The following is a 21,799-nucleotide window of genomic DNA, read 5'->3' on the forward strand; positions in this document are numbered from 1 at the left end:
ACAAAAAATTAATCGTCATACAGAACAAATAGCACGGTGTCGTCAATCTCCGACCTGATTCGGTGGCGTGACATATAATAAAGAGCGAACTATGAAATTTACCATTGAACGTAGCCATTTGATTAAACCGCTTCAGCAAGTATCGGGAACGGTTGGTGGACGGACAACATTGCCGATTCTCGGTAATCTGTTGTTGGCGGTTGAAGGTGATACCCTCATGCTGACGGCCACCGATCTGGAAGTTGAATTGGTTGGTAAAATTGCTCTGGAAGGTGATGTGGAGCCTGGCCGCGTAACCGTGCCAGCCCGCAAATTACTCGATATTTGTCGCGGACTGCCCGATGATGCGATGATTTCTGTTTTATTAGACGGTGATCGATTACAGATTCGTTCCGGTCGCAGTCGTTTTTCTTTGGCAACGTTGCCAGCAAAAGATTTCCCGAATATTGAAGACTGGCAGAGTGAATTATCACTCACTTTGTCACAGGCAGACCTACGTGGACTGATCGAAAAAACGCAATTTTCGATGGCCAATCAGGATGTTCGCTACTATCTCAACGGGATGTTGTTTGATATCGAAGAGACAACATTGCGCTCTGTGGCAACCGATGGTCACCGGATGGCTGTTGCTCAAGTGTCATTACCGGAACCATTGGCTGCACAACAAATTATCGTGCCGCGTAAAGGCGTTCTGGAACTGGTGAAATTGCTCGATATGCCGGAACAGCCGGTTATCGTGCAAATTGGTAGTGCAAACATCCGTATTGAGGTGAATCAGTTTATTTTTACCTCAAAATTGATCGATGGTCGTTTTCCTGATTACCGCCGCGTGTTGCCGCAGAGTACCAATAAAGCGCTGGTGGCATCTTGTGATATCTTGCGTCATGCGTTTTCTCGCGCTGCGATTCTGTCGAATGAAAAATTTCGCGGTGTGCGCCTGAATATTGATGGCAGTGATATGCGGATTACAGCGAATAATCCGGAGCAGGAAGAAGCAGAAGAATTGTTAGATGTTCATTTTGAAGGTGAGCCGATAGAAATCGGCTTTAACGTGAGTTACGTACTGGATGTCCTCAATACATTGAAGTGCGATAATGTCCGAATGTCGATGTCAGACTCGAATGCCAGTGCTTTGATCGAAAATGTCGAAGACGATAGTGCGATGTATGTCGTTATGCCGATCCGGTTATAAGTCTGAGCAGTCAATGAATGCATTCGAACGATAGATTGAAGTATGCCACTTTCGCGCTTAATGATTCAGCAATTTAGGAATATCAAAGCCTGTGATATCTCATTATCATCAGGCTTTAACTTTCTTATCGGGGCGAATGGCAGCGGTAAAACCAGCGTACTTGAAGCGATTTATATGCTGGGTCACGGACGTTCGTTTAAAAGTAGTTTAACAGGCAGAGTGATCCAAAATGAGTGTCAGGAGCTGTTTGTTCATGGCCGTTTTTTGAACCCCGACCAAATTGAGATACCGATTGGCATTAATAAGCAGCGCGATGGCACGGTTGAGGTTAAAATAGGGGGGCAGGCCGGACAAAAATTGGCTCAGCTGGCGCAGGTATTACCCCTGCAATTGATTCATCCTGAAGGCTTTGAATTGCTGACGGATGGTCCGAAACAGCGACGGGCATTTCTCGACTGGGGAATCTTTCATTCCGTCGTGGCTTTTTTTGAGGCTTGGGGACGTTTTCGTCGTCTGAATAAGCAACGTAATGCGTTACTGAAAACCGCGACGGATTATCGAGAACTCAAATATTGGGATGCGGAATTGGCGCATCTGGCTGAACAGATTGATGCATGGCGTGCCGATTATGTGGCGCAAATCAAGCCAGTGGCAGAAGCATTGTGTCAGTCATTTTTACCGGAATTTGAAATCCAGTTACAATACTATCGTGGCTGGGAAAAAGAGACGTTATATCAAACGCTTCTCGAAAGAAATTTTGAACGCGATAAAATGTTGGGTTACACATTCAGTGGGCCGAATAAAGCGGATTTAAGAATAAAAGTGAACGGTACACCGGTTGAGGATGTTTTGTCGCGCGGTCAGCTTAAGTTGATGGTTTGTGCCCTACGGGTCGCACAAGGACAACACTTAACATCCTTAACGGGTAAGCAATGTATTTATCTCATTGATGATTTTGCTTCCGAGCTGGACAGCGAGCGCCGTAAAAGGTTAGCAGACTGTTTAAAAGCGACCGGAGCGCAAGTTTTTGTAAGCTCTATTACCCGAGAACAGGTGGATGACATGTGTATGTCAGACAGCAAATTGTTCCATGTGGAACAAGGCCGGATAGAGCAAGGATAAAAAATAAAGAGAGTAACTCATGTCGAATAATTACGATTCATCGAGTATTAAAGTACTGAAAGGTCTGGACGCCGTCAGAAAACGTCCGGGGATGTACATCGGCGACACGGATGATGGTACGGGTCTGCACCACATGGTCTTTGAGGTGGTAGATAACTCAATTGATGAAGCGTTAGCGGGTTACTGTAAAGACATCATCGTGACAATTCACGAAGATAACTCCGTCTCTGTCAGTGATGACGGCCGTGGTATTCCGACTGAGCTTCACGAGGAAGAGAATGTGTCTGCGGCAGAAGTTATCATGACAGTGCTGCACGCCGGCGGGAAGTTTGACGATAACTCGTACAAAGTTTCCGGTGGTTTGCACGGTGTGGGTATCTCGGTTGTGAACGCTTTGTCTGAAAAGGTTGCCCTGACCATTCATCGTGGTGGCCACATTTATACTCAGACTTATCATCACGGTGTGCCACAGTCACCATTGGCTGCCGTAGGGGATACCGAAAAATCCGGAACGATGGTCCGGTTCTGGCCGAGCAGTGAAACATTTACCAATATTGAATTTCATTATGAAATTCTTGCCAAGCGTCTGCGTGAGCTGTCTTTCCTCAACTCCGGTGTTTCAATCAAACTCATCGATGAACGTGATAGCAAACAGGATCACTTCAAGTATGAAGGTGGTATTCAGGAATTCGTATCGCACCTGAACCGCAATAAAACACCGATCCATGACCGCGTCTTCCACTTCAATCAGGAACGGGAAGATGGCATTACGGTTGAAGTCGCAATGCAGTGGAATGACAGTTTTCAGGAAAGTATTTTCTGCTTTACCAATAACATTCCTCAACGTGATGGCGGGACGCACATGGCAGGTTTCCGGGCGGCATTGACTCGGACGCTGAACACGTTCATGGACAAAGAAGGCTTCAGCAAAAAAGAGAAAACATCGACCTCCGGTGATGATGCCCGTGAAGGGTTGACGGCGGTTATCTCAGTGAAAGTGCCTGATCCTAAATTCTCCAGCCAAACTAAAGACAAACTGGTTTCTTCAGAAGTGAAATCTGCGGTTGAAACCGCAATGGGTGAAAAATTATCAGAATTTCTGATTGAGAACCCGAATGAAGCCAAAATTGTTTGTTCGAAAATTATCGATGCAGCGCGTGCCCGTGAAGCGGCTCGTAAAGCTCGTGAGATGACACGTCGTAAAGGCGCGTTGGACCTTGCAGGTCTGCCGGGCAAACTGGCCGACTGTCAGGAAAAAGACCCAGCCCTTTCTGAACTATATATTGTGGAGGGTGACTCGGCTGGTGGCTCTGCCAAACAAGGCCGAAACCGGAAAAATCAGGCTATTTTGCCGTTGAAAGGTAAGATCCTCAACGTTGAAAAAGCCCGCTTTGACAAAATGCTATCGTCTCAGGAAGTAGCAACACTGATTACCGCGTTAGGGTGCGGCATTGGCCGTGACGAATATAACCCGGACAAACTGCGTTATCACAATATCATTATCATGACCGATGCCGATGTCGATGGTTCGCACATTCGTACGTTGCTGTTGACCTTTTTCTATCGTCAAATGCCTGAGTTGATTGAACGGGGCTATGTTTATATTGCGCAGCCACCGCTGTATAAAGTCAAAAAAGGTAAACAAGAGCAGTATATTAAAGATGAAGATTCAATGACCCAGTATCAGATTTCTCTGGCGTTAGATGGGGCTTCATTCCACGTGAATCCTGATGCACCAGCCCTGTCTGGCGGGTCTCTGGAAGGATTGGTTCAGCGTTATAATTCTGCGATGAAACTTATTGAACGAATGAGCCGCCGTTATCCATATGCTTTGGTCTGTGAGTTTCTTTATATGTCTCGTCTGACTGAAGCTGATTGTACTGATCACGATAAAGTTGAAGCCTGGACCAAACTCTTAGTTGAACAGCTCAATGCCAAAGAAGTCGGTGCAAGTCAGTACAGTTATAAGATTGAACAAAATCAAGAGACTGGACTTGTTTCTCCGAAAATTACGGTTCGTACTCATGGCGTGACTTACGAATATATGCTGAGTGTCGATCTGCTGAATTCGAAAGAGTACGGCTCATTGGCTTCCTTATCTGAAGAGCTGAATGGGCTGATTGAGGAAGGCGCTTATATTAAGCGGGGCGAACGGACACAGTTGGTGAATAGCTTTGCTGAAGCCATTCAATGGCTGATGAAAGAATCTCGTCGTGGCTTGGCGGTACAACGATACAAAGGTCTGGGAGAAATGAACCCTGATCAGTTGTGGGAAACCACCATGGATCCGGAAACGCGTCGTATGATGCAGGTGACGATTGATGATGCGGTCGGTGCCGACGAGTTGTTTACCACGCTGATGGGTGATCAAGTTGAACCACGTCGTGCCTTCATTGAAGACAATGCGCTGAAAGTGGCTAACTTGGACGTTTAGTCGGCATTTGTGTGATCTCAGACTTCCTGGTCTGGGATCTCAATTTCGTGGTCTAATGTCTCATTATCTAATAATTTTAGGGGTATGAAGCCCAATTGAACTAAAAACGTACGATAAGCTTCTTACCCTTTTGAATGCTCTCTTGCCAACTTCTTAGCAACGCGAATTACTGTACGATCTTAAACATTGGTAAGTTTGCGGTATCACTGATACTCAGCTTATTGATAACTCGTAGCGGATAGATTTTTTGGTGTAGACCGGAATCGGCTTACCGCCCTCTGTATTTCCCTTCCTCTTTGACGTTCTTTATTCCTTCAGCCTGACGGCGGCGGCGATCTTGGTAATCTTTTCTCGCGATAGCAGTTCGTTTTAGATTAAACGTGATCAAAAATAAAAATTCATACTAATTGCTACTACCAAGTCTGAATCGAGCTACAACTGAGAATTAAAGTATCATACTGGTTATAACTCATTTCTGGACATTTCCGAATTACACACCATAGGATGTCCCAACTACTCGGATTACACCTAGTATGGCAACCTCTGTCAATACATCACTTTTATTTGAAATAATATTTAATTTTTATCCAAATATCTCGAATTTATCCGTGTTTTATTCATAAATAAAAATTACTTAGCATGTGAACCTCAAAATAAATCAATTTCAGGTATAAACATGGATTCAACCAACCTAAACACTGTTCAGAAACAATCATCAAAAAATATTATCTCAGCTAAAGAGATTGAAATGTGGCATTTAAAAGGCTTGCTTAATCGAACTATCGACGTAGTACGTATACCCGAATATTTTAGCAAACGAAACTCAAAAGCAATTTCCGATAAAATTAGAAATAGTGAATTTTTTGGTAGCTATGTAAACGCCCCCAAAATTGGTCGAGTTGGGCAAGCATTCTTTGAATGTCAAAACGACGAAGTTTCGCTACAGCGCTATCGTGAATTCTCACAAGTATGGATAAAAGAAATGCGTAAGGAAGTAAGTCCATTTTTGACTCCAATCGATCGCTTGCGTTTAGAACTAAGCGAAGTGTGGCCAAATCATTGCCATCTCGCAGAGATAGATAACCACAAAACTTTCGCAGGATTAGTTCGAGAGTTTAAAGAAGGTTCTTTTGCTGAACCACACAACGATGTATTGAGCTGGGATCTTATCGGTGAAATGCGTACAAATATTATCAATCAACTTACAGCAAATGTTTATCTGCAAACTAGTGAAAAAGGTGGTGCTCTCATACTTTGGGATAACTGGCCAAATTCAAAAGAAGAATACGATTTAATCCGAATTGAAGGCAGTTATGGGGTAAAAGAAGAGTTCCTGAGTAACAATTATATCCGAATCATTCCGGAAGTTGGTGAACTTATTTTATTTAACCCTATGAGAATTCACTCAGTAGAAAATATACAACAAGGTTCCAGATTGACGTGGTCATGTTTTATCGGATTTGAAGGTTCAGATAAAGCTCTGCAAATATGGAGTTAATCATGTATGTACATAAATATCTCCTAGATACTTACTTACCTGAGTTTCCGACTCAAATCACTAAAGTCGTAAAAATGGATGAATCATTAGCTATTTTTTGTAGTGATACTATTTTTTACCCACAAGGAGGAGGACAACCCTGTGACCTAGGTATACTAGTAATTGATGGTAATACACACCAAGTTTACCACTCAGAAACAACCGAAATGGGGATTGCGCATTTAGTGAAATTGGATCCTTCTCTCTTAACGTCCGTTGGTAAACCATGTATACAACGCATAGATATTGAGCGTAGATTAACCAATGCCAAATTACATACGGCAGGTCACTTACTGAGTAACATTATCGAAATGTTAGACAGTAACTTAGTACCATCAAAAGGTCATCATTACCCTGATGCTTCGTATATTGAATTGATAGAAAATGAAAAGACAAATGACGTTCTTTCAGTTGAAATTATTAATGATAAAATAGATGAAATAGTCAATAAATCATCAAGATATATTCAATCGTTAACATTAAATCTAAATGAAGCTCAATCGATTAGACCACTATTAAGCCAATTGATACCTCAACAGACTCAATGCAGGATGATCGTGATTGATGGGTTTAAACCACTCCCTTGTGGTGGAACACACATCGGCAAGACATCAGAACTAAAAGGTCTTAAGGTTACGCGAATTAAGCGTAAAAAAGACCGTATTAAAGTAAATTATTTAATTGACGGAGTTAATAAATGGAATTTGTAACTGCATTACTTTCTATTTTGGCTATTCATTTAATGGCTTCAATTTCTCCCGGTCCCGACTTTGTCGTGGTATCACAGAAAACATTATTCCAAGGTCGTAAAGCCGGTATTTTATGCGGTGCAGGTGTATGTGTTGGGCTGCTGTTTCATATGAGCTATTCCTTAGCTGGATTAGCGACAATATTAGCTCATTCAAAACTATTTACTCATGTGATTGGTATTTTAGGAGGAAGCTATCTTATCTATCTTGGTTATAAATCAATAAAGGGGTCATTTTCAAAACAAAAAAACATAGAGGATGATACTACTTCCATCAGTTCAACATCGTCTGCATTTTTAAGTGGCCTCATCGTTAATATTATGAATCCCAAAGCAGCAATGTACTTTATTTCAATATTTTCAATCATTATTACACCATCAATGAATACCGAACAATTAGTATTGATCGTAGTTTCAATAATGGCTGTTCAAATGATATGGTATTTAACTTTTATTTATCTTATTACCACACCACTTTTCAAGGGAAAATTCAATAATAATGTGTATTTGATTGATCGAATTTTGGGGAGTGTTATGTCAGTTATGGGGTTTTATATGATTAGTTCTTATACCTTTTATTAGATCAGGGCAAGATCGTGAACATTTCTTGACCTATTAAAACGATCGAGTTGACGATCATATTTACCTGTGAATATATACGCTCCTTTGAAGAAAGAGAGCTACCTACAATGCATATTGACGAGTTTAAAGAATACTTCCACGCGGTGACAGATGAACGCCAATTGGCAAAGGTAACCTATTGTTTATTTAAGGTATTGTTTGGCTCTTTATGTGCCGTTATTGCAGGAGCAAAAGGATGGTTTGACATTCGCGAATACATTCTTGGTCATCATGATTGGTTTAAGCGCAATGGAATGTTTATTAACGATATTCCTGCCGATGATACGATAGCCCGTATTATCTCTAAATAACTGATCCTAATTACGCTCCATTTTCATCAAACCATGACCACTGCCGGGAAATGGTGAAACGTTATCCATAAAGTAACGTACCCGCTGTAATAATTGCCACATCGTTTTACACTGATGGTTTCGGGTCACTGTTTCATGCAAGGCGTGCCAAAGCTTTTCTATTTTGTTAACCCACGGAGAATAAACTGGCTGAAATAGCAGAATAAACTTGGGATTTTTCTTCAGCCAACTTTGCGTCTTTTTACTTTTATGAATGATGTAATTATCGGCAATCAGCGTGATCGTTTTTGCTCGCCGATACTGGTGTTTCAAGCATTCTAGCATCGCAATAAATAGCTCTGAACTCTTACTGGAGCTGGCGACATACGTCACTCTCCCTGTCTTCGTATGCAGAGCTCCGGCCAGATAATGTTTGGCGTTTTGTCCCGGTGTGACGACTTTCTTTTGCTGACCTTTGCCCCGAGTCATCCAGTCTGAACCTATTTTCGGGTTCAGATGTATATCCACCTCATCTTCGTAAAAGACCGGATGGTCAATATTACATTGTTCTAAAGCCTGCCTGATACGGGCAAGTTTCTCCTCTTTCTCCGGGTCTTTGATATGGAGCGTTGGTGCAGCTCTGCGCCAGACGACCCCCAGTTTTTATCTCATTAAATCGATAGCTTGCTTTATTTGTCTTAATAAAAGATTTAGTTCATTTTTGTAGTCTGAACGGAACTTATCGTCGGACAAACTATCACCTACACGCCAATAAATTACGTAAAGTAGTACCTTAGTGATTTTTTCTCTTAGTTCAAGAAGCTCAATACTATTACCGGGTTCTGAATAGTAAGTTAGAAATGAATTATAACAATCATCTATTCGGGAGAAGTTTTCTAATACCTTATCTTTACTAGGTTTTATAAAAGAAAAACCACTTTTATCATGACTGATTTCGGCATCTTTACTATACTTAATACAATCATCGATAATTGAAGTAATCGTATTCAAAAAAGCATCTTTTTGATATTCGTCTTTATTTTCGTCAACAATGGATAACCACTTTTCAGAGACTTTATATCCAAGTCCTCTAACTGTGACAATTAAATCATCAATCATTAAATTTTTTAAGATACTTCGAGTCTTAAAAATATATTTATTAGCAATAATACCATCTGGGCAATCTTCCATATGGAATGCAGATTTTTGCTCTCTTACAACACAAGCAATATCACTATATTTAACAACACCCTCCTTTCGTGTAAACAAACGATGAAGTGAAACTAGTACAGCAGAGTCTTGTATATGGATTTCTCGTCCAGAGGATTTCAACATTCTCTGATTGACGTCCAATGTTATAGTTCGAGACGTTTCTATATTCTTAAAAGTAATCTGGCTCATTATGATGATGTATTTTCCTAAGGTTCGAAATTAATAAATACAAATAATCAAACTATCTCTCGCCCATATGCAACAATGGTTGTAAGATAACAAACTATATTATACAAAACAACAGGATCTTGCCTTTTCAAAAAAGCGAAATCGGTTGACACTTTTTGTATAAGAAAAAGTAAGCTAAATATTTAAAATAGAGAAATGAAAGCAAAGCAACCTTAGCAAGGAATGGGGCATAACCGTTTTAGAAATGGCAGCGCACCGATGGGATCGCTGCCATTTTAGTATGAGACTTTATCACTCTCACACATCAACGAGGCGATCTATATGCAAGCTGCATTAGAGCATGTAGAACTGTAAGGTGAAACACTAAAAGATGAAGATATTGCAAGGCAATCACCACTCAGTCATAAGCTGTAAACAATCAAGTTGTTGCAGCTTCACTTAGTGAATTGTAATTTTTTGATAGCGTGAAGTTGTCTAACAGTGTGTCCATATTCGTTTATTAAACTAACTAATAATGATATATCAAAGTGTATAACTTTGATTTTCATGGTTTTTTATTTAAATTTTCTTTTGATTTATTCCCTTCTGATACCTTATTCTGGTAACAAATCAACCTATTCCCGGAACATATTGATGACTCCATTTGGATTGTATTTGGAATCACTAAGGCGAAGTCGTCAGTTGCAACAAATTCAGCTGGCTGACTACTTAGGTGTGAATGCCTGCTACGTGAGTGCAATGGAAAACGGGAAGAAAGGCCCTCCTTCAAAGCAAGTTTTAAGTAAGCTGATAGATTCTCTTTAGCTGGATATAGAAGAGCAAGAAATGCTCTGGGACAAAGTAGATCAATCTCAGCGAACGATTTGATTACCGGATAACGCAACGCTTGAAGAGTATGTTCTGATGCGTGATTTACGTGATCATCTCGGGGCAATGAGTTCGGATAAAGTGAATGTTATTCGTAACATTCTGAATATGGATACCAGATCAAAATCGAAACCTAGAATCGAGATCAGGAGTATTTGATGGCTTAAAAACAAAACGGGACAACCCGTAAGGACTGCCCCGTAGTGCCTGTGTAAGTCTGAAACTTACGACGTCAGAATCAAAAGTATCTCTTTTCCTAGCTCTGAGTGCAAGACCTCGTAAACGATCTAACCATAAACAGTAATTTTTATTACCTCTCAGGGTAAGGGCTTTTCATGTCTATTAAAAATACCGTGGTTCCATTTGGAACCGAGCGGGGAGCTAGGCTGCGTCTAAATTCCGCACCTCAACCATCAGTGATTCGAGCAAGGGAGCCTGTTAGGCCGACCGCAGGAAAAGTTGTGGGCTTTTTGCCTTCAGTAAAAAAATAACCGGCAAGTTGCCTGGGAATCGCAACTTGAGAAGAAGGCCTGCTTACTCTTCGAGTTCTCTCCAATTGTAGTTAGTTACAGAGAACAACCAGTCACAATAAGCCTATCAAATGACGGATGTATACAGAAATATACCCCGGACTTTGAATTGCGTTTAAAAACTGGCCAGCGTATCTACGTAGAAGTAAAGCCATCCAGTAAGTTAGCCAATGTCGAACTAAAAACTAAACTTCGTAATATAGATACTTATTGGAAGCAGCATGGCTGTTACTTCATTGTAATAACAGATGAAGAGCTCAATCAGCCAGCCAGACAGAGTAATTTATCATTCCTGAGGTCCTACCTTTCACATCCGTGTAGTGTGGACCTTATCGAGCAGTCTAGATCATGGCTCTCTCGTAGACAGGCTGTAACTTTTCTTGATCTTGCAGAATTTACTGGGTCACTTAGCTGTGCATATTCTTTGCTGGCTCAAGAGAACATTCAGTTCATGACTTATGAGATCCCACATTTCTGATGAGATTTTATTGCTCATACCATGTTCTTATGAAAAACAGCTACCATTCGGTGGCTGTTTTTTTGTCTGTGTCCGGTATGTATCGAGTATGACAGACAGCGGCAAAAAATTTTAAAAAAATTAATTTGATCCCCTTGAACCGAATTTGAATGACCATATATCTATGAATGAAGAGGATGCCATATCGGGCCTCTGAACCGGAAAACCGCCTTGCTCTGACGAGAAGGTGCGTTAACCAAAGTACAACCGTTCGCTCTCTGGGTCGTCTGAACAGAAAGTCGAACATATTCAAATTCATGAAACTATTGCTTCATAGAGAGGATAGAAATATGAGAACTGTCGATTTCACACCTTTATACCGTAATGCCATTGGCTTTGACCGTCTGTTTAACCTAATGGAAACCGCCAACGCAAAAAATGGCTCTTCAGGTTATCCCCCATACAATATCGAGCAAAAAGGCGAAAATCAGTATCGGATTACGATGGCTGTCGCTGGATTTGCCGAGCAGGATCTTGAGATCACCCAACAGGAAAATACCCTGATTGTACAAGGTGAACGTAAACCTGAAGATGAGAAAACATACATTTATCAAGGTATTGCAGAGCGCAACTTCGAACGTAAGTTCCAGTTGGCTGATTATGTCAAAGTGGTGGGTGCAACCATGGAAAATGGCTTGTTGCATGTTGATCTGGAACGTGAAATTCCAGAAGCAATGCAACCACGCAAAATTGCGATTAACGGTAAAAACCTAATCGAAAGTAAAGAGTCATGATTGGCTGACAAATCGGTTAGGAAAAGTTGTGAAAGAGCGCCTTATGGCGCTCTTTTTGATCGCCCTTGATGTGAGACTGCTACCGGATTATGCATTCGAATAAGAGATGGGGATTGACACATTGCGAAAAAAAGATTCAACCTGATGTAATAAATTGCCGTTTTATCCGTCTAATCTACACAAGACCGTTGAGCACGCGTGAATTTATCACTTTCATCTTGGCTAAAAGAACCATTGCACGATACTCTTTTTGTTAAGGAACGTTTGGTTCAGAGGTGTTTGGTTGGGGAAGTTTGGTAAAGAGAAAGTTGATAAAGGCGAAATCATCACCAACGCTCATCAAAGCATGGAAGGACAGATTATGTTGATCAGGAAAAAACCACAGCTGACAGAAGCTGATGTGACACCGGAAGCCATTTATCGTTCTCGCCGGAAATTTATGCAAGGCTCGCTTGCGCTCGGAGCCAGCGTCTTACTCCCATCACTGAATGTACTGGCCAAACCCAGTCAGGAAGCCGGAGAGTTTCAACCGAACACGCCGCAATGGCTCAAGCAGCAGTTGCGCGATGCGCGCACCAATCAGCAAATCATCAATGAACCGTTAACGCCCTATAAGAATGTCACACAGTACAATAACTTTTATGAGTTTGGTTACGGCAAGAATGATCCTGCGGATGAGAGCGGGGATTTTCAGCCGTTCCCGTGGCAAGTCCAAATTGGCGGTGAAGTTACTAAAGCAGGCACCTATCATTTAGAAGATTTACTCAAAGGTATCACACTAGAAGAACGGATTTATCGGCTGCGCTGTGTTGAAGCCTGGTCGATGGTGATTCCTTGGATCGGGTTCCCTTTATCAATGTTACTCAAACGATTTGAACCGACCAGTAAAGCGAAATATGTTGCTTTTACGACAGTCGAGCGTCCGGAACAAATGCCGGGACAGAACAGTTTATTTAGCTCTATTGACTGGCCATATGTCGAAGGGTTGCGGATCGATGAAGCGATGCACCCCCTGACGATGATTGCAGTTGGGTTGTATGGTAAAACCCTGCCGAATCAGAGTGGTGCGCCATTTCGCTTGGTTGTGCCATGGAAGTATGGTTTCAAAAGTATCAAATCGATTGTCAAAATTGAACTGACAGAAAAACAGCCGCCGACGACATGGAGCCAGTTAGCCCCCCATGAATACGGGTTTTATGCCAATGTGAATCCTCAGGTCGATCACCCGCGCTGGAGTCAGAAAGAAGAGCGACGTTTACCCTCGGGATTATTGAGCCCAAATATTATTCCGACACGGCTATTTAACGGCTATGACGAAGTAGCGTCTTTGTATCAGGGGATGGATTTAACCCGTAACTACTGATTAAGTTCGTGAACGCCGAGATCGGTTTTGATCGTCGGAGACGCAGTGAGGAGAAATTAAATGCCGGTTACTTTACGTCGTATCGTGATTTTCATACTCGGCTGTACACCGTTATCACTTTTGGTGTGGGGTGTGTTTACTCAGAATTTAGGGGGCGATCCGGCGAAAACTATCGTGCTGGAAACCGGGCTTTGGACCTTACGTTTTCTGCTGATCACGTTAACGGTCTCTCCATTTGCCCGGTATCTGAAATGGCGTTGGTTAATGCCCCATCGACGGATGTTGGGGCTGTTTGCACTGTTTTATGGATTGCTGCATCTGTTGGCTTATTACCAGTTTATTTTGGGCGGAAATCTGGCTTTCTTTGGCTCGGAACTGGTGAAGCGGCCTTATATTCTGGTTGGTGCGCCGGCATTACTGATTTTGATAGCCTTGGGCATCACGTCAACCAAAGGCTGGATGAAACGGCTCGGGAGACGTTGGCAAACCCTGCACCGTCTGGTTTATGTGGCGTTAATTCTGGGCTGGATTCACCTGTTCTGGCAAGTCCGCTCCAGTTATTACGAAGCCGCGTTTTATGGTGTGATTGGTTTGGTGTTGCTGAGTTTCCGTTTGCCTCTGCTATGGCGTTTTTGTCAGTCTCGTTTACGTCGTCGGGGCGGTGCGCCCGTCAAACCACATTAAACGTTTTTTTCTGAATCAATGTCGATTCATTCCCGGCAGATACCGCTCTCTTTTTTGATAAGGACAAACACGTTCTGATTGTTTTGATACAATCAGCCGGTCACAAAGCAGTTTGATCAACGGAGTTGAAATGAAACAACAGGACGTCACCACATACTATCTGGAAATGCATTCACTGACGGCATTGAATGAAAAGCCCAAACCGGAAGGGTTTGAGGTGATTGAAGTGCAAGTGAAGAACTATCGTTTTAACCGTTATCTTTATCAGTTAGTCGGTGAACCTTGGCAGTGGTGGGATAAGCTCGCGCTTTCTGATCAGGAATGGCAAACCTATGCGGAATCGCCACACCTGAGAACTTGGTTTGCTTTAAGTCAGGGCAGTATTGCCGGTTATTACGAACTCGAACAGCAAGCTGACGGGAATATTGAAATTGCTTACTTTGGACTCGCACCTGATTTTATGGGGCATGGATTTGGCGGTTACTTACTGACTCATGCCCTTCAGTCTGCGTGGCACTGGGATAACCCGCAACGGGTCTGGGTTCACACCTGCACGCTTGACCACGAACATGCGCTGGCAAACTATCAGGCGCGGGGGATGTCAGTTTATAAAACAGAAACTGACTCAAACGCTTAGCCACTTCAACCTCAGATATCGCCATGATTTTCAACCCGGACCAAACGGTCTTATCATGATGGTTCCTATCAATATGACGATATCTCTCGGTTCAATCCTGATTAGTTAAACGCCGACCTCATATGCCTTGGCGACTTCTTCTGCGATGATGGCAATCCCTTTCTGCATCTGCTGGTCATCTTGCACATAATTCATTCGTAAGCACTGGTGACCATGTTGCCATTCTTCTTGTTGGCCGATAAAGAAATATTCACCGGGGATAATCAACACACCACGATCTTTCAGGCGTTGATAGAGTTCCATTGTGGTGATCGGGAGTTCATCGAACCATAACCAGAGGAAAATCGCCCCTTCCGGTTTGTGGATCCGAAAGCGTGGATCAGGAATCGCCTGTTGGAGCAATTCGATCGCGTATTGGGATTTTTGCCGATAGAACGGCTGGATCACATCTGCGCTGAGACGTAGTAGATCGCCTTGTTCAATCATATGGTTGGCGATCGCCGGACCAATACTGCTGGGGGAAAGATTAATAATGCCGCTGAGATTGCTCATTGCTTGGGTGATTTCTTCACTGGCAATCACAATGCCGCAGCGGACGCCCGGTAAACCGAGTTTCGACAAACTCATGCACAGAATGGTGTTTTCATTCCAGAACGGGGTGACATCTTCAAAAATAATATTTGGAAATGGCAGCCCATAAGCATTGTCGATAATCAGTGGAATATGATGCTGACGTGCTAATTGGTCCAGCCTGAGGATCTCTTCATCTGTCAGCACATTGCCGGTTGGGTTGGTTGGACGGGACGCACAGATTGCGGCAATTGAATCGTCCACTTGCAGATGTTCGAAATCGACATGATATTTAAATAGGCCATGCTCAAGCATTTCGATTTCTGGCCGGTACGAGATAAACATATCTTCATGGATACCCGCATCCCCGTAACCAATATATTCCGGAGCCAACGGCAGCAGAATTTTCTTATGTGAACCGTCCGTTTGTTTGCCGGCCAGTAGATTGAACAGATGAAAAAAGCTGCTTTGACTGCCATTGGTCAGACTAATATTTTTTTCCGTAATTGCCCAACCGAGGTTTTCTCTGAGCAGCGCTGCCAGTGATCGCAGAAAGGTATTTTTCCCCTGCGGGCCATCGTAGTTTGCCATGGCGGCAACCAGTTCACCGCTATCGAGTAGCGACTGACTCGCCTGATGAAAATAATCGAGCATGGTCGGAATGGCGGCTGGGTTTCCGCCGCCGAGCATAATGGCGCCCGGAGTGCGAAGGCCAGTATTCAAATCATCCATGAGCCGAGTGATACCTGAGTATCGGTTAAATTTTTCACCAAACGAAGAGAACTGCATGACTGAGTTACCTGATATTTTTATAGGAAAGAATCGCTTTTCGTTGCCGGAAATGATGCCGGTGCATCAGTATGGTGCTTGCATTGCGATGGTGATTACATTGCGGCTCTCTCGTGATTACCTTCGATTCCGCCAGCACATCATACTAGGTTTAACCGTAATGATTTTTAATTGAAAAGCAACTCTTACCTGTTTATTTCTCTCCTTCACTGATTCAGGGTTTCAGGGTCGATTGAGCAACCGGGGTGAGGATTACGCTTCATGTGAGCGTGAATCAAGATAATGCCGCCAGCCGCCAAAGTGACTAATATCTGTTGCATGACTGAGGCCGATTGGTTCGCAGATGAATCCTTTGACCCAGAGGCCGTCAGCCAGCTCGACGGTTCCTAAACCGAGCGGATGGGGAATCTGGTCGAGCAGGGTACCGATCGCTTCAACTGGGACAGACCAGACTTCAACATCAATCATGGTACCTTTGGTTTCATTGCGGATGAGACCGGGACGTTGCGGCGGAGAGCCAGCCAGAGCATACAAGCGATAGTTTGCTGCTGTTTGGGTGCGTTGTTTGAGGGTGGCACCGACGCGGGTGAGCTGGTGGTTGAGCGGCAACCCTTGCATATGTGCACCACAGACCAGCAGATCAAGGTGTGAACGCTGAGGCGGATACAGGCCACTGGCGCCGACGGGTAAACGAATGCGTTGTTGCCATTCGCAAGCCAGATCCATCAGGATTCTGTCAGAGAATGCGGGGCCGAATAGCGTAAAGCCGAACGGCATGGCTGCGTCGGTAAATCCGCCCGGGATTGCGATGGCGCAGTAATCGAGCAGATTCATGAAGTTGGTGTAGTAACCGAGATTACTGTTGAGTGTCACCGGATCCTGATTGACGGCTTCAATCGTATAGGTCGTCCCTGTGGTCGGTGTGAGCACAACATCCACATCATCCAGCAGGGCATTACACGTCACTTGGTAATCCTGCAATTGATAGAAGCCTTGGAAGGTTTCAACGGCTGACAACTGTTCTGCCTGACCGATGATGGTCTGAATCACCGGCAGACAGCGTGAGGCATCCTGTTCGAAAAATGGCTGAATGGCAGCATAACGCTCAGCAACCCATGGCCCCTGATACAGTAGTCTGGCCGCAGCGAGAAACGGAGACAAATCAAACGGGACCAGTTCTGCACCAAGGGCTGTCAGTTTTTCGATGACTTGTTCGAAGCCGATCTGATACGCCTGATTGCCGAAAAAATTCAGTTGTTCCGCTTGCGGTACGCCGATGCGTAACCCCTGAAACGTCGTTTTCGGAGCCGTATGGAGAGGATGAACATCCGGGCGGGCGTAGCTGTCCTGACGATCATAGCTCGCTGCGACCTGATACAGCAAAGCCAGATCTTCACCGTGGCTGGTAAAGAAAGTGACGCAGTCGAGGCTGCGACAGGCTGGCACCACACCACGACAACTGAGCAGCCCTTTGGTGGGTTTGAGCCCGTAAATATGATTGAAAGCAGCCGGCACCCGGCCGGAGCCTGCGGTATCGGTTCCCAGTGCAAACAGAACCTGACCGGTCGCCACCGCCACAGCACTGCCCGCACTTGAGCCACCGGAAATATATTCGGGATTGAAGCTGTTGGTGGTTGCTCCCCACGGACTGCGGGTTCCGACCAGTCCGGTTGCAAACTGATCGAGATTGGTTTTCCCGAGCGGAATCGCGCCGGCAGCGATCAGCCGCTCGACCACAAAAGCGGAATTTTCCGGATGGTAGCGATACGCTTCACACCCGGCGGTGGTTGCCAGCCCGGCCAGATCGATATTGTCCTTGATCGCGAAAGGAACACCGTACAGCGGGAGTTCATCGATATCATAGGCAGACAACGCATCAAGATATTGATCGAGTTGTGCCGCAGTGATTGTACTGATCCAGGCATGGTGTGAGTCATCCTGAGCCAGCTTCAGTTGTTGGTGTAAAAAGGGACGTACCGATAGTTCTTTGCAGCGGTACGCTTCCTGTAATTGTGTGATAGTGAGGATGGTCATCAGTTCGCTTCCTTACTGCTTGAAACAGAATGAGTCGTTAAACTGGCTGAATCAGCCGTACGAATGGTTAAAATAGGCTGGCCGGCCTGAATCGGTGAACCTGTCGTATGGCAAATGGTTTCAACCGTGCCGCTGATCGGTGAGGTCACTTCCAGCTCCATTTTCATCGCTTCGAGGACTGCAATGGTTTCGCCTGCTGTCACGGTTTGGCCGGGTTGAACCTGTATTTGCCAGATATTACCGGTGACATGACTTTCTACTGCTTCACAGCCTTCATCGAGTTCCCCGCGCTCTGGTGTGGCTTCCAACGTGACATCTTCAGCAATAAAATTCGCCTGACCGCTGTCCGCCCAGCGCTGTCTTTCGGCTTCGAAAGCCGCCTGCTGACGGGATTTGCACTGCGTAATCGCATCGGCATGGTTGTCGATCAGCGTTTGATACGTTGCCAATGAAAAGGTGGTTGTTTCTATTTTTAATGGATACTGCCCGAGCGGATGTTGGCGACGAATGGTTTGTAACTCATCGGCACTGACCGGATAGAAACGAATCTGATCAAAAAATTGCAACAGCCAAGGTTGTTGGAAATAAGGGGTGGTTCGATAGCGGTTCCACATTTGTAGGGTTCGTCCGACAAACTGATAACCTCCCGGACCTTCCATTCCATACACACACAAATACGAACCACCGATACCGACCGCATTTTCTGGGGTCCAGGTACGGGCCGGATTGTATTTGGTGGTGACCAATCGATGGCGCGGATCCAGCGGTGTTGCAACCGGAGCACCGAGATAAACATCGCCCAGTCCCATAACCAGATAGCTGGCATCAAAGACAATCTGTTTGACGTCATCAACGGACTCAAGGCCATTAATCCGGCGAATAAATTCAATATTATCCGGACACCATGGTGCATCCTTTCTGACGACTTCTTCGTACTTACGAATTGCCAGTCGAGTGGCTTCATCGTCCCAAGACAGAGGCAGGTGAACAATGCGCGCCGGTACCGTTAACTGTTCAATATCACCAAGTTGCTGCTCTAATTCGATCAGCGTGTCGAGCAGTTGTTGGCGTGGCAGGTGCAGGTTGTCATAGTGAATCTGAAGGGAACGAATACCCGGTGTCAGCTCATGAACGCCGGAGAGTTGACATTGTTCCAGTCTGAGCATGAGCGCATGGACGCGAAAACGCAGACGGATATCCAATACCTGAGGGCCATATTCCACCAGCAGAAAATCTTCACCACACTGGCGATAGACAACCTGCTGCTGATTGGCCGATGCCGGAATTTCGGCCACGATCGGGGTGTCTGGTTGTACCGGTGTGAATGAATAAGGTTCGACCTGACATTGGCTGATCTGAGCGTGTTGCTGCTGCTCGGCATCTTCCGCTTCGGTCAGTGAAACCGGCACAAAGTGAACTTTATCTCCCGCTTTGAGCTGACCGATTTTCCACAAATCGGCTTTGATTACGGTGGCTGGGCAGACGAATCCGCCTAGGCTGGGGCCGTCCGGTCCCAGAATGACCGGCATATCACCGGTAAAATCGATGGTGCCGATCGCATAAGCATTGTCGTGAATGTTCGACGGGTGCAACCCTGCTTCTCCGCCGTCCGGGCGCGCCCAGTCCGGTTTGGGGCCGACTAAACGGACGCCGGTCCGGCTAGAGTTGAAATGCACCGTCCAACTGGCGGCAAAGAATGCCTGAATATCATCATTCGTGAAAAAGTCTGGCGCACCATGCGGACCATACATGACATGAATCTGCCAGCTATCGGACAGTTCCGGCAGTGCAGCCGGATGTGCCGTGACTTTTTCCGCTGTTCGACCAGACGGCGATGGATCGAGTTGCAGCACATCACCGCTGCGTAGCGCGCGTCCGGTATGCCCACCGAACTGACCTAAGGTAAACGTTGATTTGCTGCCAAGATAATCCGGACACTGAAAACCGCCGGCAACGGCCAGATAGCTCCGGGCTCCGGGGCCGGTAATCTTACCGAGTCGTAAGGTTTGTCCGGCATTCACTTGAGTGACAACCCCCATTTGCAGCGGTTCATCATCCAGCGTGGCCTGAATCGTTGCACCGGTCAGGACAATCTGCTTGTTCATATTGAACCGCAGGGTCGGACCGGTCACGATGATCTCCAACCCGGCACAATGGTCATCATTGTGCAGCAACTGATTTGCCAGCCGGAAGCTGAGGGAATCCATCGGCCCTGATGGCGGTACGCCGACATGCCAGTACCCCTGACGACCCGGATAGTCCTGAATCGTGGTTTGGGTACCGCCATTGAGAATATCGACAGTATGCGGTTGATAAACGAAGTCATCCAGACTGCGGGTCAGAATCTGACCGTCTTGGAACAGCGGGGTCTGAATCAGTTGTTGCAGATACGCCTGATTATGGGTTGGACCGTACAGACTGAGCTGACCGAGGGCTTGTGTCATTCGGGCCAGCGCCTGAGCGCGGTTTGCTCCGTGGACGATGATTTTTGCCAGCATCGGATCAAAGTATGGGGAGACCTCAACACCGGCTTCGATCCAGTGTTCGATACGGACGCCCGGCAGTTGCGGCCACTCGACATGGCTGATTAATCCGGCACTGGGTTGGAAGTTTTTATTCGGGTCTTCAGCATAAAGGCGCACCTGAATGGCATGGCCGTCGGGCTGTCGGTCGTGCTGCCATGCTGATAAGTCGAGGGTGCCTGCCCCTTGCTGCACCATCCATTCAACCAGATCGATGCCGAAGACTTCTTCTGTGACGCCATGCTCGACCTGTAAACGCGTATTTACTTCCAGAAAATAGAACTGTTCACTTTGCTGATCAAGGACGAACTCAACGGTTCCGGCACTGCGGTAGTTGACGGCGGCTGCCAGCCGAATTGCTGTCTGGCGGAGCGCCTGACGTGTGCTCTCACTCAGATTGGGGGCCGGGGTTTCTTCGATGACTTTCTGGTTGCGGCGTTGTGCCGAGCAGTCCCGTTCACCGAGGGCGATCACCTGTCCTTGTCCGTCGCCGAAAATCTGAACTTCAATATGGCGAGCCTGTTCGATAAATTTTTCTAAAAAAATACCGCTGTGACTGAAATTGTTTTCGCTGAGTCGTCGTACCGAGTCCAGCGATTGGGCCAGCTCTGCGGCATGATTACAGCGCTGCATCCCGATACCGCCGCCTCCGGCGGTACTTTTGAGCATCACCGGATAGCCGATTTGCTCTGCCTGTGTTTGTGCGTCTTCGAGATGGCTGATGAGATCACTGCCCGGCAGCAGAGGCACCTCGGCCTGTGAAGCAATTGCCCGGGCGGAATGTTTCAGGCCAAAGGTTGTCATCTGCTCCGGTGTCGGGCCGAGAAAAGTGATACCGGATTGTTCACATAAAGTGACAAATGCCGGGTTTTCACTCAGAAAACCGTAACCGGGATGAATCGCATCCGCTTTGCAGGATTTAGCCAGTGCGATGATTTTTTGTTGATCGAGATAAGTCGCGGCCGCAGCGCCGTCTCCGAGAGAGTAAGCTTCATCAGCCTGAAGGACATGCAGACTCTCCGCATCCGCTTCACTGTATACCGCGACACTGGTGATATTCATCTGCTTGAGTGTTCTGATTATCCGGCAGGCAATCGCACCGCGGTTAGCAATCAATACCTTATTCAACATAAGTGATTCCGTTATTGTCGGGTCGTCCCGTTGGTATTGTGAGCAGAATCGGGGTCGTCCCCGGCTCAGATCTTCA

General features: G+C 45.4%; 17 protein-coding genes and 3 pseudogenes. 14 read left to right on the forward strand and 6 right to left on the reverse strand.

Annotation, left to right across the window (positions count from 1 at the left end):
* Nucleotides 1-91 precede the first annotated feature (91 nt).
* From dnaN to gyrB, 3 genes are read left to right on the forward strand one after another with little or no spacing between them, the layout of a single operon-like run.
* Entirely contained in the window at nucleotides 92-1,192 is a 1,101-nt protein-coding gene (gene dnaN / locus BSQ33_RS08830; protein ID WP_088133873.1) for a DNA polymerase III subunit beta, read from the forward strand.
* Between the two features lie 42 nt (nucleotides 1,193-1,234).
* Nucleotides 1,235-2,314 carry a DNA replication/repair protein RecF gene (recF, locus tag BSQ33_RS08835; RefSeq protein ID WP_088133874.1) on the forward strand — a complete coding sequence of 360 codons (1,080 nt, stop codon included), beginning with the start codon at nucleotides 1,235-1,237 and terminating at the stop codon, nucleotides 2,312-2,314.
* Between the two features lie 19 nt (nucleotides 2,315-2,333).
* On the forward strand, nucleotides 2,334-4,748 hold the full coding sequence (gene gyrB / locus BSQ33_RS08840) for a DNA topoisomerase (ATP-hydrolyzing) subunit B (RefSeq protein ID WP_021021433.1): 2,415 nt from the start codon (nucleotides 2,334-2,336) through the stop codon (nucleotides 4,746-4,748).
* A gap of 122 nt (nucleotides 4,749-4,870) precedes the next feature.
* Here the strand turns inward: gyrB and BSQ33_RS21975 are convergent.
* Nucleotides 4,871-5,109 (reverse strand): annotated as a pseudogene (locus BSQ33_RS21975) (serine recombinase); the annotation flags it as partial.
* Nucleotides 5,110-5,424: 315 nt separating this feature from the next.
* Here BSQ33_RS21975 and BSQ33_RS08850 point away from each other — a divergent pair.
* The 4 genes and pseudogenes from BSQ33_RS08850 to BSQ33_RS08865 form a co-directional block, all read left to right on the forward strand.
* A complete protein-coding gene (locus BSQ33_RS08850; RefSeq protein ID WP_088133875.1) occupies nucleotides 5,425-6,246 on the forward strand; it encodes a 2OG-Fe(II) oxygenase in 822 nt (273 codons plus the stop codon).
* Nucleotides 6,247-6,248: 2 nt separating this feature from the next.
* Nucleotides 6,249-6,995: a hydrolase gene (locus BSQ33_RS08855; RefSeq protein WP_088133876.1), complete on the forward strand. Its 747-nt coding sequence runs from the start codon at nucleotides 6,249-6,251 to the stop codon at nucleotides 6,993-6,995.
* Entirely contained in the window at nucleotides 6,983-7,615 is a 633-nt protein-coding gene (locus tag BSQ33_RS08860) for a LysE family translocator (RefSeq protein WP_088133877.1), read from the forward strand. Before BSQ33_RS08855 ends, BSQ33_RS08860 begins: the two co-directional genes overlap by 13 nt.
* A gap of 107 nt (nucleotides 7,616-7,722) precedes the next feature.
* Nucleotides 7,723-7,959: pseudogene (locus BSQ33_RS08865) on the forward strand (transposase family protein); the annotation flags it as partial.
* Nucleotides 7,960-7,971: 12 nt separating this feature from the next.
* On the opposite strand, the pseudogene BSQ33_RS08870 reads toward BSQ33_RS08865, so the two are convergent.
* Together BSQ33_RS08870 and BSQ33_RS08875 are read right to left on the reverse strand one after the other, a co-directional pair.
* Nucleotides 7,972-8,601: pseudogene (locus BSQ33_RS08870) on the reverse strand (IS630 family transposase); the annotation flags it as partial.
* Nucleotides 8,602-8,607: 6 nt separating this feature from the next.
* Nucleotides 8,608-9,345 carry a helix-turn-helix domain-containing protein gene (locus tag BSQ33_RS08875; protein WP_088133878.1) on the reverse strand — a complete coding sequence of 246 codons (738 nt, stop codon included), beginning with the start codon at nucleotides 9,343-9,345 and terminating at the stop codon, nucleotides 8,608-8,610.
* A 633-nt stretch (nucleotides 9,346-9,978) separates the two neighbouring features.
* Here BSQ33_RS08875 and BSQ33_RS22215 point away from each other — a divergent pair.
* The 6 genes from BSQ33_RS22215 to BSQ33_RS08910 all read left to right on the forward strand — a co-directional run bounded on the left by BSQ33_RS22215 (nucleotide 9,979) and on the right by BSQ33_RS08910 (nucleotide 14,677).
* Nucleotides 9,979-10,149, forward strand: a complete 171-nt coding sequence (locus BSQ33_RS22215) for a helix-turn-helix domain-containing protein (protein ID WP_420070608.1) — start codon at nucleotides 9,979-9,981, stop codon at nucleotides 10,147-10,149.
* 675 nt (nucleotides 10,150-10,824) lie between these two features.
* On the forward strand, nucleotides 10,825-11,220 hold the full coding sequence (locus tag BSQ33_RS22220) for a TnsA endonuclease N-terminal domain-containing protein (RefSeq protein WP_420070629.1): 396 nt from the start codon (nucleotides 10,825-10,827) through the stop codon (nucleotides 11,218-11,220).
* A gap of 329 nt (nucleotides 11,221-11,549) precedes the next feature.
* Complete coding sequence (locus tag BSQ33_RS08895) at nucleotides 11,550-11,993, forward strand: Hsp20 family protein (protein ID WP_021021435.1); 444 nt, start codon at nucleotides 11,550-11,552, stop codon at nucleotides 11,991-11,993.
* A 361-nt stretch (nucleotides 11,994-12,354) separates the two neighbouring features.
* Nucleotides 12,355-13,356 (forward strand): protein-methionine-sulfoxide reductase catalytic subunit MsrP, encoded by a 1,002-nt coding sequence (gene msrP, locus BSQ33_RS08900; protein WP_088134561.1) that lies wholly within the window; start codon nucleotides 12,355-12,357, stop codon nucleotides 13,354-13,356.
* Nucleotides 13,357-13,416: 60 nt separating this feature from the next.
* On the forward strand, nucleotides 13,417-14,040 hold the full coding sequence (locus tag BSQ33_RS08905; RefSeq protein WP_088133881.1) for a sulfite oxidase heme-binding subunit YedZ: 624 nt from the start codon (nucleotides 13,417-13,419) through the stop codon (nucleotides 14,038-14,040).
* 130 nt (nucleotides 14,041-14,170) lie between these two features.
* The gene (locus tag BSQ33_RS08910; RefSeq protein WP_021021438.1) at nucleotides 14,171-14,677 is read left to right on the forward strand and encodes a GNAT family N-acetyltransferase; all 507 of its coding nucleotides are present in this window, start codon (nucleotides 14,171-14,173) and stop codon (nucleotides 14,675-14,677) included.
* 105 nt (nucleotides 14,678-14,782) lie between these two features.
* Here the strand turns inward: BSQ33_RS08910 and BSQ33_RS08915 are convergent, their stop codons facing one another.
* A complete protein-coding gene (locus tag BSQ33_RS08915; protein ID WP_088133882.1) occupies nucleotides 14,783-16,036 on the reverse strand; it encodes a valine--pyruvate transaminase in 1,254 nt (417 codons plus the stop codon).
* Between BSQ33_RS08915 and BSQ33_RS21560 the strand changes: the two genes are divergently transcribed.
* Nucleotides 16,035-16,211 (forward strand): hypothetical protein, encoded by a 177-nt coding sequence (locus BSQ33_RS21560; RefSeq protein WP_157721373.1) that lies wholly within the window; start codon nucleotides 16,035-16,037, stop codon nucleotides 16,209-16,211. The genes BSQ33_RS08915 and BSQ33_RS21560 overlap by 2 nt on opposite strands.
* Before the next feature lie 77 nt (nucleotides 16,212-16,288).
* Here BSQ33_RS21560 and atzF read toward each other — a convergent pair whose 3' ends face one another.
* Together atzF and uca are read right to left on the reverse strand one after the other, a co-directional pair.
* Entirely contained in the window at nucleotides 16,289-18,070 is a 1,782-nt protein-coding gene (atzF, locus tag BSQ33_RS08920) for an allophanate hydrolase (RefSeq protein ID WP_088133883.1), read from the reverse strand.
* A complete protein-coding gene (gene uca, locus BSQ33_RS08925; RefSeq protein WP_088133884.1) occupies nucleotides 18,070-21,723 on the reverse strand; it encodes an urea carboxylase in 3,654 nt (1,217 codons plus the stop codon). Before uca ends, atzF begins: the two co-directional genes overlap by 1 nt.
* Nucleotides 21,724-21,799 lie beyond the last annotated feature (76 nt).

It is taken from the genome of Vibrio gazogenes (assembly GCF_002196515.1).
GTDB classification, from domain to species: domain Bacteria; phylum Pseudomonadota; class Gammaproteobacteria; order Enterobacterales; family Vibrionaceae; genus Vibrio; species Vibrio gazogenes_A.